This is a genomic window from Streptomyces sp. NBC_00510 (assembly GCA_036013505.1).
In the GTDB taxonomy this organism is placed as follows: Bacteria; Actinomycetota; Actinomycetes; order Streptomycetales; family Streptomycetaceae; genus Actinacidiphila.
In genome coordinates this window covers 7515208-7531538 of sequence record CP107851.1, presented here as the reverse complement: position 1 = coordinate 7531538, position 16331 = coordinate 7515208, and the positions used below count along the sequence as shown (strand labels likewise).

The window sequence follows — 16331 nt, the reverse complement described above, 5'->3', positions numbered from 1 at the left end:
GACTCAGATGGCGTGGGCCCTCAGCGTGCACACATTCGACACATACGACGAACACCGGGCGTCATCGCCTCGGTCGCGCGGCAGCGGCGGTTCGTCGTGGTCATGCGCACCAGTAAAGCAGACGCCCGTACGGCGTACCAATATCCGATCCCACAGTCCGGAATGTGGACACCCAGGGGGCGGGGACCCGGCGATTCCCGCCCGTAATAGAGTCGCGCCATGCTCGACGCGCTCACGATCGTGGTCTCGGCCACGGCGCTGCTCCTGGCCTCCTGGTGCGGCTACGCGGCCTTCCGCGACCAGCCCACCAAGGACTGGCACTTCATCGGCATGGCCCTGGTGGCGGTGCTGGCGCTGGTCCAGCTGGTGATAGGTGTGGTCAAGCTCACCGGCGGTGAGAAGCCGGTGGACGGCACGACGATCTTCGTGGCGTACCTGATCGGCGCGGCCTGCACCGTCCCGGCGGCGGGCTTCATGTCGCTGACCGAGCGGACCCGCTGGGGCTCGGCGATCGTGGCCGCGGGCGGGGTGATCCTGGCCGTGCTCGAGGTGCGGCTCCACGACATCTGGGGAGGCGTCAGTGCCTGAGACCGCGAAGGGCACCACTGCGCCGGCCGCCGCCGAGCGCGGGATCGGCCGCGGGCCGGGCAGGCTGCTGCTCTCCCTGTACGGCGTCTTCACCGTCGCCGCGCTCTCCCGCGCGGTCGTGCAGATCAGCCTGCAGTTCGACGAGGCGCCGCTGGCCTACCTGCTCTCGCTGCTGGCGGGCGTCCTCTACGCGGTGATCACGGTGGCCCTGTGGCGGGGCGGCGAGGGCGCGCGGAAGGTGGCGCTGGTCAGCTGCACCCTCGAACTGGTCGGCGTGCTGACCGTGGGCACGCTGACGCTGGTCGACTCCGGGGCGTTCCCGGACCAGACCGTGTGGTCCGACTACGGCATGGGCTACCTGTTCCTGCCCGTCGTCGTGCCGGTGACCGGCCTGCTGTGGCTGCGCCGGCAGGCACGGCCACAGCAGGACTGATGATCCTGACGCGGGCTCAGGCGCTCGCGGCGTAGGTCTCGGGCCGGTCGGCCGGCTTCTCCATGTGCACCAGGCTCAGTTGCCGGGTGACCGGTTCGACGCTGCCCACCTGCGCGTAGCCCAGCTTGCGGTACAGCCGCAGGTTGAAGTCGCTGCGGTGACCGGTGAAGAGCCGGTAGCGCTTGGCCTCGCTCTCCGCGGCCAGCCGCTCCTCGATGGCCCGCAGCAGACGGCCGCCGAGTCCGTGCCGCTGCATGCGGGGGTGGACGATCAGCTTGGCGATCCGCGCGGTGCCGTCCTCGTCCACGGAACCGCGGACCGAACCCACCACCTCCTCGCCGAGCCGGGCCACCACCACGACCCCGCCCTCGAGTTCGGCGCGCAGCGCGTCGAGGGTCTGGGTCAGCGGTTCTATGCCGTAGTCCCCGTACAGTGCGGCTTCGTCCTGGTAGCAGAGGTACTGCAGTTTGAGGATCTTCTCGGCGTCGTCGCCGGTCGCCGCAGAGATGGTCACGCTCATGCCCATGTGCGCTGGCCTCTCCTTCGAGTCCGCCCGGGCCGCGGGGGGTGAGGGTGCGGCGCGGGACGTTGCCCTGAATCGTTTCCCGGAAGGCGGCGCGGCCGTGCACAAGCGTCCATACGCCGACTGTTTACGGTGCATTACCCCGTCGTACGGGTGATGCAACCCCGGTTGCGAGGATCGTACGCAGGCAACTCAGGCACCGGGAACGCATCGGCCCGAGGCTGCCCTGTGAGATTCCCAACTCCCGGGAGATTTCCCGGTAAGTGGGGTCGGAACGGGAGATCAGGGCGGATACCAGCTCGGGACAGCGCCCGGGCAGCCGGCGTGCGGCGGCCAGCAGGGTGCGCCGCTGCTCGGCGGCGAGCACCTGCTGTTCGGTGCTCGGCAGGGTCACGGCGGCGGGGTGGCGGCCGGGGCCGTACGGCGTCTCCCGGCGGGCCCGGCGCACCGCGAGGCGGGCCTCGGCCCGCACCGCCCGGCGCAGCCAGCGGGCGGGGTCGGCCGGCGGCTCGGGGAGCTCCAGCAACCGCAGCCACACGGACTGTTCGAGGTCGGCCGCCTCGATGCAGGCGGGGACCGACTCGGCCGCGGCCTCGGCGGCGAGCAGCGGTCGGATGGCGGTCAGTTCTTCGTGACGTACGCGCGGGGTCATGCCCGCCGGGACACCCGTGCCGCGCCGGGTGGTTGCCCCCTGGCGGGGGAACCACCCGTGCGCGGGAGCGGATCACCTCGTGTTGACGATCACTTCCGGCCGAGGAAGTCCGCGCGGGCCAGGAGCGCGGTGTCGCAGTTGTCCGAGAAGATGCCGTCGATGCCCTGCTCGAAGTAGACCTTGAAGGCGCCGAAGGCGTCTCCGTAGGCGTTGGGGTCCGTGCCGACCCGGAAGTCGGCGGGCAGGAAGCTGTTCTCGTTGCGCATCGTGAAGGGGTGCAGGATCAGCCCGGCCTTGTGGGCGTCGCGCACCAGCGTGGTGGGCGTGCCGAGCTTGCCGGCCGCGTCGCGGGGGATGATCAGGTTCAGGGTGGGGCCGATGCCCTGGGCGAAGCCGGCGATCCACTTCAGGCCGGCCGGGGTGACGAGGTCGGCGACCGTGCGCGGGTCCCCGGCGGCGACGAAGTCGTACGGACGGGTGGTCGCCGCGTCCAGCAGGACGACCTTGGGGTTGCGCAGGCCGAGCGCGCCGAGCCGCTGGATGCTGCCGGGCTCGAAGGACTGCAGGAACAGCGGGGAGTTGCGCTTGTCGCGGCCGTAGCGGCGCAGCAGCTTGGCGAGCCGCTCCTCCAGGCCCAGGCCGATGCCGCGGAAGTAGGTGGGGTGCTTGGTCTCGACGTGCAGCCAGACCGCCTTGCCGCGCTTGCGGCCCTGCTCGTCGGCCCAGCGCAGCACCTCCTCGAAGGTGGGCACCTCCCAATGGCCGTCGTAGAGGGTGTTGCGCTGCCGCTGTGCGGGCAGGCGCTCGACCGCGCGCAGGGTCTTGAGCTCGGCGAGGGTGAAGTCCTCGGTGAACCAGCCGGTGGTGGCGACCCCGTCGATGGTCTTGGTGGTCCTGCGGGAGGCGAACTCGGGGTGGGCGGCGACGTCCGTGGTGCCGCCGATCTCCGGCTCGTGGCGGCAGACGAGGTGCCCGTCCTTGGTGGGGACGACGTCCTGCTCGATGACGTCGGCGCCGAGGTCCAGGGCGAGCTGGTACGAGCCCAGGGTGTGCTCGGGGCGGTAGCCGCTCGCGCCGCGGTGGCCGACGACGGTCGGGACCGGCAGCGGGAGGACGGGGACGGAACCGTGCGAGGAGCCGTGCGAGGAGTCCCGCTCGCCGGCCACGGCGGTGCCCGCGCCGCCGAGCACGGTGACGCCGGCGCCGAGCGCCGCGGCCCCGATCAGTGCCCGGCGCCCGGGCCCCCTGCGCTGCTCCCGGCCGCCCTGCTGCTCGTGCGTCATGTGCGCTCCCTCGTGTCGGCCGAACGTCTGTCCGGATCCTGCCAAGCGACGGGCGCATCGTAGGCGGGCCGGTGTTGCCGTCGGGCGGCGAGCGACGGAACGCGACGGAAACGCAGATCAACAATGCGTACCGGTCGTGTGAACCCGGTGTGCGTGTCGCGACGTGGCGGAAGTATCGTCCTCACCGGGGGAGGCGCACACTGGTGGACGAACCCCCGCGGGCGTCCGGCCGGACTCCCGCCGACCACGACCGGAGGACCCGTTGTTCCGCATCATCCTCAAGGCACTGCTCGGAGCACTGATGCGCGTCCTGTTCCGCCCCAGGGTCGAGGGAGCGGAGCATATCCCGGGCGACGGTCCCGTGATCCTCGCCGGCAACCACGTCACGTTCATCGACTCGATGTTCCTGTCCCTGGTCGTGAAGCGTCAGGTCTTCTTCATCGGCAAGGACGAGTACGTCACCACCCCCGGGATCAAGGGCCGGCTGATGGCCGCCTTCTTCACCTCCGTCGGCATGATCCCCGTGGACCGCGACGGCGGTCACGGCGGCGTCGCCGCGCTCATGACCGGTCGTCGCATCCTGGACGAGGGCAGGGTCTTCGGGATCTACCCCGAGGGCACCCGCTCCCCCGACGGCCGTCTCTACCGCGGCCGCACGGGCGTGTCACGGCTGGCGCTGATGACCGGGGCACCGGTCGTCCCGTTCGCGATGGTGGGCACCGAGCGGATCCAGCCGGGTGGCGCCGGCGTCCCGCGGGTGCACCGCTTCACCGTCCGCTTCGGCAAGCCGCTGGAGTTCTCCCGCTACGAGGGCATGGACCGCGACCGCTACGTGCTGCGCGCCGTCACCGACGAGGTCATGAGCCACGTGATGCGGCTGTCCGGCCAGGAGTACGTCGACATCTACGCCACGAAGGCGAAGGCGTCCAAGGCCACGGACCACGCGACGGCGGCGTAACACCCCCGTACCCCCCACCCCGTCCACGCGCCCTTCCCCGCACCCTTTTCCGCCCCCGGTCACAGGCGCGGCATCCGGCCGACCGGCCCGTTGCCGGCGGGCGTCCGTGCCGAGGCGAGCACGACCTCGCCGCGCGGGCCGCGGGAGATCTGGCCGATGCTCGCCGACAGGTCGGCCTCCATCCCCCCGGGGAGTTTGAGCCGGATCAGCACCGGCAGCAGGAACCCGACCGCGATGAGCCCGGCCAGCACCGGCGTCAGCGTCGTGAGCATCACGGCGGTGACGTGGTGCTTCCACAGGAAGTCCACCCAGGCCGCGGCGAGGACGGCGGTCGCCACGAGCACCAGCACCGCACTGCTCAGCCGGCTCCCCCGGGCGGCCCGGGCGTCCTCCTCCAGCAGCCGCAGCGCCCGCTCCGCGTCCTGGTGCGCCGGGTCGAGGCGGCGGCAGCGGGTCAGGAAGCGCCGGGCCCGGCTCCGGTGGAGCAGTTTCAGCCGGACGTCGACGGTCTGCGTGCCCAGGCGCTGCTCCACGACACCGGCCACGAAGTGCGGTTCGGCCTCGCGCTCGGCCAGCCGGATCGCGGCCCGGGCCTCCACGCCCGCGTCGTGGTAGCGGTCGGCGCTCTGCTCGGCGTCGCCGGCCTGCACCAGCAGGCGCGCGAGCGCGAGCCGCAGCTGCCACTGCGGCTGGTCCCGCACCCCGCGCCGGCCCAGCACACGACGCAGTTCCTCCTCGGCGGCGCCGAGGTCCCCCGCGCCCTCCGCCAGCGCCACCGCGAGCCCGAGGGCCGCGCTGCCGCTGTCCGGGTCCACCGCGACGGCCCGGCGGAACTCGCCGGCCGCCTCCGCCAGTGTGGCGTCGCCTCCGCCCTCCCGGGCCCGGTGCAGTGCCAGGCTGCCCAGTTCGACGTGGGCCTGCACGTCGTACCAGTCCAGTTCCACGGCCCGCCGCAGCACGGTCTCGGCCTCCGTGTACCGGCCGAGCTGCACGTGGAGCGCGCCCAGTTCGGTGTGGGAGCGCCCGTACGGGTCCAGTTCCACGGCCCGGGCGAAGTGCCGCTCGGCAGCGGCGGGCTCCCCACGCCGGTGCGCGATCAGCCCGAGGCAGGTGTGGGCGACGGCGTTGCGCGGGTCCTCACGGCTGACGGCACGGCAGTGGGCGGCCGCCTCGGCGAGGCGCTCGTCCGCCCGCGGGCCGCCGGGGGCGAGGTCCGCCAGGCGCACCAGCGACCAGGCGCGGCCGACGCGGAAGTCGTGGTCGTGCGGCCACTGCCGCAGGACCTCCCCGAAGGCGTCCGCCGCGTCCAGCGGACGCTGGTCCATCAGCGCTACCCAGCCGGTCGCGGCACGGGCCTCGGCCCGGCCGAGGGGACCGGGCGCGGACTCCAGCAGCCCGTCCAGGACCCGCCGGGCCGTGGTGTGGTCGCCGCGCTCCGCGTGCACCGCCGCCAGCTCGAACCGGATGGACGTCAGGTGCGGGCGGCCTCGGGTGAACTCCTCGACGCAGCTCTCGGCCTCGTCCAGGCTGCCGCATTCGCGCAGTGCGGTGGCCCGCTGGTCGTGGGCGGCCACGCTGTACGGGTCGTCGGCCAGGGCGCGTTCGCACTGGGCCAGGGCCTCGTCGTACCGGTGCTGCTCGCGGAGCACGGCGGCCAGCCGGCACCGCACGGACACCGCGTCCGGGACCCGGCCGAGCAGCGCCTCCGCGGCCTGTTCCGCCTCCTGGAAACGGCCCAGCCCGGCGAGGGTGCCGACCAGCAGCCGGCACGCCCACTCGTGGTCCGGTTCGAGCTGCAGGGCCCGCCGGAGGTGGGGCAGCGCCTCCTCACGGCGGTAGGTGCCGGCGAGCACCTGGGCGGTCGCGACGTGCGCGGCGGCGATCTCCGGGTGGCTGCCGCGCGCCCGGCGCGCCACGGCCTCCGCCTCGTTCCACCGCCGCAGCGCGCACAGCACCTCCACCTTGAAGGTCAGCGTGCGGACGCGGTCGGGCCGCAGGGCGAGGGCGCGGTCGACGCTCTCCAGGCACTCCGCGTCCCTGTCCTGGTCCCACAGGCAGTAGGCCAGGTCCATGTGGGCGTCCGGCGCCGTGGGACGGCGTTCGACGCTGCGCCGCAGCACCTGCTCCGCCTCGTCCCAGCGCCGTGACCGGCGCAGGACCCAGGCCAGCAGAGCCACGGCGTCGGAGGCGTCGTCGGTGAGTTCGCCGGCGCGCCAGGCGAAGGGCAGCGCGTCGCCGGGGCGTTCCATCGCCGAGTACAGCCGGCCCACGGCGATCAGCACGTCCGGGTCCTCGGGCCGCAGTCCGGCGGCCTCCTCCGCGGCCCGCTCGGCTTCGTCCCAGCGCGCCAGCTTCCGCAGCGCGGAGAGTCTGCCGAGCAGCGCGTCACGGTGGTCCGGTTCACGCCGCAGCGCCTCTTCGTACGCCGTGCACTCCTCTGCCGGGCGGTCCAGCTCGCCGAAGAGCCGGGCGAGCACGCAGGGGCCCGCCGCCGAAAGGGGCGGCGACACGGCGGCGGCCCGGCGCGCGGCGGACTCGGCCGCGGGCGCGTCTCCGCGGCCGAGGTGCGCCAGGGTGAGCAGTTCCAGCGCCTCGGCGTCGTCCGGACGCAGGCGCAGGCACTCCTCGGCCGCGGCCAAAGCCTCATCGTGGTCGTCCCGCCCCAGGGCCGTCCTGGCACGGTGGGCGGCCACGACGTCGGCGGGTACGCCCCGGCGCGCGGCCTCCTCCAGGGCGGCCTCGGCCTCGTCCCACCGTTCCGCCTCCCGGAAGCCGTCGAGCCGCGCGCCGTGCACCTCCGCCGAGTGGCCGTCGAGCAGCAGGGCGCGGTCGACGGCGGCCAGTGCCTCGTCGGTGCGCTCCGCGGCGAACAGGACCGTCGCCAGGAGGGCGTGGGCCTCGGGGTCGTCGGCGGCGGCCTCGGCACACTCCCGGGCGGCGGCCTCGGCGTCGGCGAGACGTCCGAGCCCGCGCAGGGACCGCACGCGCAGGCGGGCCGCGAAGCGGCGTCCCGGTTCCGCCCGCAGCGCGGCCTCGCACTCCTCCAGGGCCCGGGCGTACTGCTCCCGCCCGTAGGACAGGCAGGCCTGTTCCTCCAGGAGCAGGCCCTCCAGGTGCCCTGTACGGTCCGCGGCGCGCAGCGAGGCGATCATGTCCGCCGCATCGTCCCAGCGGTGGGCGCTGCGCAGCAGGGCCAGGGCGCGCTCGATCAGGGAGGTGTCGCCGGGGTCGAACTCCCTGGCGCGTGCCAGGGCGGCGAGCGCCTCGTCGTACCGGGCGGCCGCGCCCAGGGCCCAGGCCAGGCTCGCCAGTGCCTCCGGGTCGGCGGGCCGCAGCGCGGCCGCGTGCGCGACGGCCGCGACGGCCCCGTCCACGTCGCCGCCGCGCAGCAGCAGCTCGGCCCGGACGCCCAGCCCCCAGCCGGAGCAGGGATCGAGTGCCAGCGCCTCCTCGGTGAGGGCCAGGGCGCGGTCGGGTGCTCCGACGGCAAGCTCGGCGACGGCCAGTTCGAGCCGGACGCCCGGCGAGTAACGGCACGCCCGCACCGCCCGCCGGCTCGTGACCAGCGCTCCCGCCAGGTCGCCGCTCAGCCGCTGCACCGCGGCCTTGTACTCCCACGCGAGCCCCCAGTGCGGTTCGAGCGCCAGCGCCCGGTCACAGGCCAGGGCCGCCTCGTCCTGGCGCCCGAGTTCGAGGAGGCAGCGGGCGTGTTCGACGTGGGCGTCGGGCCGGCGGCCGTACCGGGCCACGAGGCGCTCGGCGGCCTCCAGTGCGGCCCGGCCCGTCCCCCGACCGCTCTCGTACCTGGCCTCCGCCGTCAGTACGGCGATGTCGTCCCTGTCCAGGGAGCGGGCGGAGACCAGCTTGGCGTGGGCGACCTCGCCGCCGCTCCGGCTCGCCGCGATCCGTACGGCCGCGCTGCGGACCTCGACGGGGTCGGCGAGGCCGCGCTCGGCGTCCTCCAGGCCCCGCAGCGCGGCCGCGGTGTCGCCCAGCTCGACACGCGTCCACGCGGCGCCGATCCAGCCCTCCGCGTGGCGCGGTCCGACGGCGGTGGCCCGCTCGAAGGCCGCCAGGGCCTCGTCCCAGCGGCAGGCGTTGTGGTGCAGCCAGCCCAACGCGGTGTGGACGTCCACGGCCTCCGGGAGCCGCGCCGCGGCCGCCGTGCCCTCGGCCAGGGCCTCGTCGCGGCGGCCCATGCGGTCGAGGGCCGCCACGCGCCACCCCGCCGCCGCGCCGCATTCCGGGTCATGGCGCAGGGCCGTGGCGAACTCCGAGAGCGCCGCGGGGTGTTCGTACTGGCGCAGCCGCAACCGGCCCCGCGCGACGTGCAGTCGGGCCGTTCGTGCCGGGTCGCCTTCCGCCCGGGCGAGTTCGGCGCCGATGAGGGCCTCGGCCTCCTCGTAGCGGCAGTCGAGGGTGTGCTCCCTCAGGACGGCCAGGACGTCGGTGTCCTGGCCGGACTGTGCGTCCGTGCTCATGGCGCTCCCTCCCCCGCGGCGGGTACCGGCAGCATACGGACTGCAAACCGGCCCCGTGCGCCGGGAGTTGACGTCGGTGGTCCGCGTGGGCGCCGGTGCAACCCCGCGGCTCTCGTGGCGCGTCCTCGCGATTGACGGATCCGCCGGGGGCGGGGGGACGCGTGCAGTACATAGAGGTCACGGAGCTGGCAGGGGTACGGTCTGCGGTCATCCGCTTCCGCAGCCGCGGGACGGCGCTGACCTTCGAGCTGTACCCGATGGTCCACCTGGCGGAGCCGGCGTTCTACGCGGAGGTGACGGCCCGTCTGCGCGCCTCGTGCGACCTGGTGATCGCCGAGGGCGTCCGGGGCGGTACGGCGGCGCTGGCGCTCACGCGGTCGTACCGCAGCCTCGCGGGCCACGAGCGACTGGGACTGGTCGTCCAGGACATCGACTTCGCCACGCTGGGCGTGCCCGTGGTGTGCCCGGACATGACCGGTGAGGAGTTCGACGACGGGTGGCGGCGGGTGCCGCTCAGGGAGCGCGCGACACTGGCCGCGCTCATCCCCGTCTACGTCGCGGGCATGCGGCTGCTCGGCACGCGCCGGTTCCTCGCCCGGCATCTGCAGCTCGAGGACCTGCCCAGCGACGACGAGGAGGAGGCCGCGGAATTCTGGACGGGGACGGACGACCTGGTGGTGCACCGGCGCGACCGCCTGCTGATCGACGCGGTGACGCATGTGCATCACGCCCGCGCCGGCCGTACCGAGCCGTTCACCGCCGGGATCCTGTACGGCGCGGGGCACATGCGCGCGGTGACCACGGCGCTGATGGACCTGGGCTACACGCCCGCCGGCTCGCAGTGGCTGACGGTCTTCACCCTCGACGACCCCCGGGCCGGCTGACCCGGCCCCGGGTACGGGGAAGCGGCACGGCCCCGGACCGTCGGGCCGTCAGGGGCCCACCGGGGTGACCCGGCCGTCCGCGAGCCGCTGGCCGCGCAGCAGGCGCCAGGCGGCGGTGGCGGCCAGCAGCAGGACGGCGCCGCCGGCGCCGGAGGCGGCGCGCAGGCCGTCGGTGAAGGCGGCGGGGTCGGCCGAGGCCGGGCCGCCGGAGATGCCGGTGACGACGGAACCCAGGAGGGCGATGCCGAGGGCGGCGCCGAGTTCGTACGCGGTCTCGGAGACGCCGGAGGCGGCACCGGCCTGCTGCGGCGGGACGCTGGAAAGGATGACGTCGGCCGTGACGGTGAACGACAGCCCGGCTCCGGCGCCGACGACCAGCAGGGCCGCGCCGAGGAAGAGGTAGCCCGTGCCGGGGCGCAGGGCCAGGAGGGCGAGCAAGGCGAGTCCGGTGGCGCCGAGGCCGCCCGTGACGGCGACCCGGACCGACCAGCGGCGCGCGGCGGCGCCCGCGACGAGCCCGGTGGCGGCGGCGCCGAGGGTCGCCGGGAGCTCGCACAGTCCCGCCTGGAGCGGGGAGCGGCCCTGGACGAGCTGCAGGAACTGGGAGAGGAAGAAGACGCTCCCGGCGAGCCCGAGCACGGTGAGCAGGTCCGCCAGCACCGCGCCGGAGAAGCCCCGGTGCCGGAAGAGACGCATGTCCAGCAGCGGCTTGGGCAGGGCGAGTTGCCTGCGGACGAAGGTGTACAGGCAGGCCGCGCCGAGGACTCCGGCACCGGCCGCGCCGGGTCCGGGTCCGTGCACCGCGAGCTGCTTGATGCAGTAGACGACGCCGAACATGCCGAGCAGCGAGAGCAGGACGCTGGCCGGGTCCCAGGGGCCGGGCGCCGGGTCACGGGACTCGGGCAGCAACCGGGCGCCCACGACGAGCAGCAGGGCCATGACGGGCAGGTTGATGAGGAAGACCGAGCCCCACCAGAAGTGCTCGAGGAGGATCCCGCCGACGACCGGGCCGAGGGCGGCGCCCGCGGTCGAGACGGCGCCCCAGACGCCGATGGCGAAGCTCCGCTCGCGCGGGTCGGGGAAGAGGGTGCGGATGAGGGCGAGCGTGGACGGCATGAGGGTGGCGCCCGCGACGCCCATGAGGGCGCGGGCGGTGATGAGCATGCCGGGGGTGGTGGCGTACGCGGCGAGCACGGAGAGCGCGCCGAAGGCGGCGGTGCCGGTGAGCAGCAGCCGCTTGCGGCCGACGCGGTCGCCGAGGCCGCCCATGGAGACGAGCAGGCCGGCGATGACGAAGGAGTAGACGTCGCCGATCCACAGCAGTTGGGTGGAGGTGGGCCGCAGGTCCGCGCTGAGGAAGGGCACGGCCAGGCCGAGCACGGTGGCGTCGACGGCGATGAGCAGCAGCGCGAGGGTGAGGACGCCGAGGGCGAGCCAGCGCCCCGGGTGGCCGCGGTCGTCGTGGCGCGGGGTGGTGACGGGTGCGGCGGTGGTCACGACCCGCTCCCGGGGTCGCGCAGCATGCCGCCGAGCAGCAGTTCGGTGACCATGCGGGCGGAGTCGAGGCGGGCCATGCGGCCGTCCTGGACGGACCAGGCCGAAGCGGCGATGAGCGCGTACAGCGCCTCGACGAGCCAGGCGGGGGTCAGGTCGTAGCGGAACGCCCCGGTTTCCTGGCCGCGCCGGAAGAGGGCGGCGACCCGGGCGTCGATGCGCGCCCAGCCTTCGTTGATCTCGGCGACGTCGTAGATCTGGTTCTCGCCGTAGAGGAAGGCCAGGAAACCGGAGACGGGCACGGCCTCGGTGATGAGCCGGCGGACGGCCTCGACGGGGTCGCCCTCCTCGATGCGCGCGGCGTCCAGGCGCTCCTCGGTCTGCGCGATGCCGAGCAGGCCGAGGGCCCGCACCAGCGCGTCCCGGCCGGGGAAGTGCCGGTGGAGCGTGGCCCGGCTGATGCCGGCGGCCTTGGCGATCTCGTCCATGGAGGCGGTGGCACGCCGCGACAGCAGGTCGGCCGCGTCCCGCAGGACCTGCTCACCATCGAAGCTCATGAGACAAGGGTAATCCAGATGAGACACGAGTGTCTCATGCACGACGACGAAGAAGCCCGGCCGGGTGGACGGACCCGGCCGGGCTCCCTGCTCGCGGGATCAGCCCTTGGCCTGTGCCCACGCCAACTGGACGGCGAGGTCCCGCTTGACCTCGGCGAGCTGGACCACCACCGCCGACGGCGCGGTCCCGCCGCGGCCGTCGCGGGCGGCCAGCGCGCCGGGCACGTTCAGCACGGTGCGCACCTCGGGAGTGAGGTGCGGGGAGATCTTGGCGAACTGCTCGTCGGTCAGCTGGTCCAGCTCGATGTCCTCGGCCTCGCAGACCTTGACGCACTCCCCCGCGACCTCGTGCGCGACACGGAAGGGCACCCCCCGCTTCACCAGCCACTCGGCGATGTCCGTGGCGAGCGAGAAGCCGGCCGGGGCGAGCTCCTCCATGCGCTCCCGGTGGACGGTGAGCGTGGCCATCATGCCCGTGAAGGCGGGCAGCAGGACCTCGAGGGTGTCGCAGGAGTCGAAGACCGGCTCCTTGTCCTCCTGCAGGTCGCGGTTGTACGCCAGGGGCAGCGCCTTCAGCGTGGCGAGCAGGCCGGTCAGGTTGCCGATGAGCCGCCCGGACTTGCCGCGTGCGAGTTCCGCGATGTCCGGGTTCTTCTTCTGCGGCATGATCGACGAGCCGGTGGAGAAGGCGTCGTGGAGGGTGACGAAGGAGAACTCCTTCGTGTTCCAGATGATGACCTCCTCCGCGATCCGCGAGAGGTCGACGCCGATCATGGCGGTGACGAAGGCGAACTCGGCGACGAAGTCGCGCGAGGCCGTGCCGTCGATGGAGTTGGCCACCGAGCCGTGCTCGAAGCCGAGGTCCCTGGCGACCGCCTCCGGGTCGAGCCCGAGCGAGGAACCGGCCAGCGCGCCGGAGCCGTACGGCGAGACCGCGGTCCGCACGTCCCACTGACGCAGCCGCTCGGCGTCCCGGGACAGCGCCTGGACGTGGGCGAGCACATGGTGGGCGAAGAGCACCGGCTGGGCGTGCTGCAGGTGGGTGCGGCCGGGCATGGCGACGTCGATGTGCGTCTCGGCGAGCCGGACCAGGGCGTGCTGCAGCTCGGCGATCAGGCCCCCGACGATCCGGGCGTGGTCGCGCAGGTACATCCGGAAGAGCGTGGCGACCTGGTCGTTGCGGGACCGGCCGGCCCGCAGCTTGCCCCCGAGGTCGGGGCCGAGCCGCTCCAGCAGGCCGCGCTCCAGGGCGGTGTGGACGTCCTCGTCGGCGATGGTCCCGGTGAAGGAGCCGTCGGCGACGTCGGACTCCAGCTGGTCGAGGCCGGCGAGCATGCGGGTCAGCTCGACGTCGCTCAGCAGGCCCGCCTTGTGCAGCACGCGCGCGTGGGCGCGGGAGCCGGCGATGTCGTACGGCGCGAGCCGCCAGTCGAAGTGGACGGACGCGGAGAGTTTGGCCAGCGCCTCCGCGGGACCGTCGGCGAAACGGCCGCCCCAGAGCCGGACGTCGCCGCTGTTGGTGCTCACTGGTCTGCTCGCTTCCCTCGGGGGTGGATGTGCGGCCGCCTCCCCGCCGGCAGGGGCGGGGAGGCGGGCTGCCGTGGTCGAGGCTACTGACTAGGCCAGGTCGCGCTTGGCCGCGATCTTCGACGACATGCCGAAGATCTCGATGAAGCCCTTCGAGAGCGACTGGTCGAACGTGTCGCCGGTGTCGTAGGTCGCCAGGTTGAAGTCGTACAGGGACTGGTCGGACTTCCGGCCGGTGACGACGGCGCGGCCGCCGTGCAGGGTCATCCGGATGTCGCCGGTGACGTGCTGGTTGGCCTCGTCGATGAAGCCGTCCAGGGCCCGCTTGAGCGGGGAGAACCACAGGCCGTCGTAGACCAGCTCGCCCCAGCGCTGCTCGACCTGCCGCTTGTAGCGGGCGAGTTCGCGCTCGACGGTGACGTTCTCCAGCTCCTGGTGGGCGGTGATCAGGGCGATCGCGCCCGGAGCCTCGTACACCTCGCGGGACTTGATGCCGACCAGGCGGTCCTCGACCATGTCGATCCGGCCGACGCCCTGGGCGCCCGCGCGCTCGTTGAGCTGCTGGATGGCCTGCAGGACGGTGACCGGCTTGCCGTCGATGGCGACCGGGACGCCCTGCTTGAAGGTGATGACCACCTCGTCGGCCTCGCGGGGCCCGGCCGGGTTCTGGGTGTACTCGTAGACGTCCTCGATCGGGGCGTTCCAGATGTCCTCGAGGAAGCCCGTCTCCACGGCCCGCCCGAAGACGTTCTGGTCGATCGAGTAGGGGGACTTCTTGGTGGTGGCGATGGGGAGGTTCTTCTCCTCGCAGAACGCGATCGCCTTGTCCCGGGTCATCGCGTAGTCGCGGACCGGCGCGATGCAGGTCAGCTCGGGGGCGAGGGAGGAGATGCCGGCCTCGAAGCGGACCTGGTCGTTGCCCTTGCCGGTGCAGCCGTGGGCGACGATCGAGGCGCCGTGCTTCTTGGCGGCGGCCACCAGGTGCTTGACGATGGTCGGCCGGGAGAGCGCGGAGACCAGCGGGTAGCGGTCCATGTAGAGGGCGTTGGCCTTGATCGCCGGGAGGCAGTACTCGTCGGCGAACTCGTCCTTGGCGTCGGCGACCTCGGCCTCCACCGCGCCGCAGGCGAGCGCCCGCTTGCGGATGACGTCCAGGTCCTCGCCGCCCTGGCCGACGTCCACGGCCACGGCGATGACCTCGGCGCCGGTCTCCTCGGCGATCCATCCGATGGCGACGGAGGTGTCCAGTCCGCCCGAGTAGGCGAGTACGACGCGCTCGGTCACGGGTCTCTCCTTTGGTGCGCGAGGTCCGGTGCGTATGGCGGCGATGGTGATGCATACGCTGATGGGTATAAGTATGCACTCCTCCGCATGATTCGTCAATCGGCCGTGTCGTCGCAGCTCACCGGCGTGCCGGCCGCTCCCCGCGACAGCCGCGCCACGGACGATCGGGCCGCCCGTGCCCGGCCGCCCAGCGGAGCCCACGGCAATACCACATCGACGCACGGCGCGTGGCGGAAAACCGGGCTTTGAGCAGGGGCGCGGAGCCGCGCGTACCCATGCGCATGGCGGCCACGACCACGATGATCCACAACAGCAGGGCGGGCAGGCGGCAGGCCATGCGCCGGATCCGGCCCCGCCGTTCCCCCGCGATCCCGCTGCTCCTCCTGGCCTGGGCGGGCGCCGCCGGGGTCGTGTGGCTGTGGTGGGGCAACACCCCCTACATCCAGCCGACCACCGCCGGCTGGCTCACCGCGGCGGGCCGGATCACCGGCCTGCTCGGCGGCTACGCCATCGCCCTGGTCGTCCTGCAGATGGCGCGCGTCCCCGCGCTGGAGCGGCGCGTGGGCAGCGACCGGGTGGCCCGCTGGCACGCGATGAGCGGCCGGTACGCCGTCTGCCTGGTCGTCGTCCACGTCGCGCTGATCCTGTGGGGCTACTCCGAGCAGTCCGGGCAGCCGCTCGTACAGCAGTCGGTCTCCGTGGTCCTGGACTACCCGCGGATGATCGAGGCGACGGCCGGCACCGTGCTGCTGCTGGTCATCGGCTTCGTCTCGGCGGGCGCCCTGCGCCGCCGGCTGCGCTACGAGACCTGGTACTACGTCCACCTGCTGACCTACGCAGCGGTCTACCTGACCTTCTGGCACCAATTGGCCACCGGCGCCGAGTTCGCGGGCAGCGCCACCGCGCGCGGCATCTGGTACGCGTTGTACGGCTCGGTGACGGGGCTGGTCCTCTGGTACCGGGTGCTGGTGCCGGTCCGGCTCAACATGAGGCACCGCATGCGGGTCGCAGAGACCGTCGAGGAGGCGCCGGGCGTGGTCTCGGTGCTGATCACGGGACGCCGGCTGCACCGCCTGGGCGCCGAGCCCGGCCAGTTCTTCCGCTGGCGCTTCCTCGCCCCGGGGCTGCGCTGGAGCGCCAACCCGTACTCGCTGTCGGCGCCGCCCCGGCCCGACCTGCTGCGGATCACCGTCAAGGCGGTGGGCGGCCACAGCTCCGCGCTGGCCTCGCTCGAACCCGGCACGCGGGTGTGGGCCGAGGGCCCCTACGGCGCCATGACGGCCTCCCGCCGCCGCGGCGGCAAGGTGCTGCTGCTGGCGGGCGGCGCCGGGATCACCCCGCTGCGGGCGTTGTTCGAGACGCTGCCGGCCGCGCCCGGCGACCTCACGCTGCTGTACCGGGCCCGCAGCAGGCAGGACCTCGCGCTGTGGGCGGAGCTGGAGGAGATCGCCGCCGAACGCGGCGCACGCCTGGTGTACGCGGTGAACGGACCCGGCGGCGCCCGCCCGGAGATCACCGCGCAGGGACTGCGGCGAATGCTGCCGGACATCGACCGGCACGACGTGTACCTGTGCGGCCCCCCGGGGCTGGCCGAGGAGTCGTACTCCGCGCTGCGCGAGGCGGGAGTGCCCGAACGCCGTATCCACCACGAGTCCTTCGAGATGTGA

At 73.6% G+C, this 16331-nt stretch carries 13 protein-coding genes; 5 read left to right on the top strand and 8 right to left on the bottom strand.

The features are described from left to right. The first annotated feature begins 219 nt into the window (after positions 1-219). Both OG937_34035 and OG937_34030 read left to right on the top strand, forming a co-directional pair. The gene (locus OG937_34035; protein ID WUD76358.1) at positions 220-588 is read left to right on the top strand and encodes a hypothetical protein; all 369 of its coding nucleotides are present in this window, start codon (positions 220-222) and stop codon (positions 586-588) included. Next, on the top strand, positions 581-1021 hold the full coding sequence (locus tag OG937_34030) for a hypothetical protein (GenBank protein WUD76357.1): 441 nt from the start codon (positions 581-583) through the stop codon (positions 1019-1021). Before OG937_34035 ends, OG937_34030 begins: the two co-directional genes overlap by 8 nt. Positions 1022-1037: 16 nt before the next feature. Here OG937_34030 and OG937_34025 read toward each other — a convergent pair whose 3' ends face one another. The 3 genes from OG937_34025 to OG937_34015 form a co-directional block, all read right to left on the bottom strand. Continuing rightward, positions 1038-1547 (bottom strand): GNAT family N-acetyltransferase, encoded by a 510-nt coding sequence (locus OG937_34025; protein WUD76356.1) that lies wholly within the window; start codon positions 1545-1547, stop codon positions 1038-1040. Between the two features lie 124 nt (positions 1548-1671). Then, positions 1672-2196 (bottom strand): sigma-70 family RNA polymerase sigma factor, encoded by a 525-nt coding sequence (locus tag OG937_34020; GenBank protein ID WUD76355.1) that lies wholly within the window; start codon positions 2194-2196, stop codon positions 1672-1674. Between the two features lie 89 nt (positions 2197-2285). Then, positions 2286-3479: a glycerophosphodiester phosphodiesterase gene (locus OG937_34015; protein ID WUD76354.1), complete on the bottom strand. Its 1194-nt coding sequence runs from the start codon at positions 3477-3479 to the stop codon at positions 2286-2288. A 262-nt stretch (positions 3480-3741) separates the two neighbouring features. On the opposite strand from OG937_34015, the gene OG937_34010 reads away from it, so the two are divergent. Further along, complete coding sequence (locus OG937_34010) at positions 3742-4437, top strand: 1-acyl-sn-glycerol-3-phosphate acyltransferase (GenBank protein WUD76353.1); 696 nt, start codon at positions 3742-3744, stop codon at positions 4435-4437. A gap of 59 nt (positions 4438-4496) precedes the next feature. Here OG937_34010 and OG937_34005 read toward each other — a convergent pair whose 3' ends face one another. Continuing rightward, positions 4497-8918, bottom strand: coding sequence for a tetratricopeptide repeat protein (locus tag OG937_34005; GenBank protein WUD76352.1), 4422 nt, complete (start codon positions 8916-8918; stop codon positions 4497-4499). A 161-nt stretch (positions 8919-9079) separates the two neighbouring features. Here OG937_34005 and OG937_34000 point away from each other — a divergent pair, with 161 nt between their 5' ends. Continuing rightward, positions 9080-9802 (top strand): hypothetical protein, encoded by a 723-nt coding sequence (locus OG937_34000; GenBank protein ID WUD76351.1) that lies wholly within the window; start codon positions 9080-9082, stop codon positions 9800-9802. Between the two features lie 48 nt (positions 9803-9850). On the opposite strand, the gene OG937_33995 is transcribed toward OG937_34000, so the two are convergent. From OG937_33995 to OG937_33980, 4 genes are all read right to left on the bottom strand, one after another. After that, the gene (locus OG937_33995; protein ID WUD76350.1) at positions 9851-11299 is read right to left on the bottom strand and encodes an MFS transporter; all 1449 of its coding nucleotides are present in this window, start codon (positions 11297-11299) and stop codon (positions 9851-9853) included. Beyond that, positions 11296-11853 (bottom strand): TetR/AcrR family transcriptional regulator, encoded by a 558-nt coding sequence (locus OG937_33990; protein WUD76349.1) that lies wholly within the window; start codon positions 11851-11853, stop codon positions 11296-11298. The genes OG937_33995 and OG937_33990 overlap by 4 nt, the downstream gene beginning before the upstream one ends. A 99-nt stretch (positions 11854-11952) precedes the next feature. Beyond that, on the bottom strand, positions 11953-13380 hold the full coding sequence (argH, locus tag OG937_33985; GenBank protein WUD76348.1) for an argininosuccinate lyase: 1428 nt from the start codon (positions 13378-13380) through the stop codon (positions 11953-11955). A gap of 90 nt (positions 13381-13470) precedes the next feature. Then, positions 13471-14664: an argininosuccinate synthase gene (locus tag OG937_33980; GenBank protein WUD76347.1), complete on the bottom strand. Its 1194-nt coding sequence runs from the start codon at positions 14662-14664 to the stop codon at positions 13471-13473. Between the two features lie 281 nt (positions 14665-14945). On the opposite strand from OG937_33980, the gene OG937_33975 reads away from it, so the two are divergent. Further along, entirely contained in the window at positions 14946-16331 is a 1386-nt protein-coding gene (locus tag OG937_33975; GenBank protein ID WUD76346.1) for a ferredoxin reductase family protein, read from the top strand.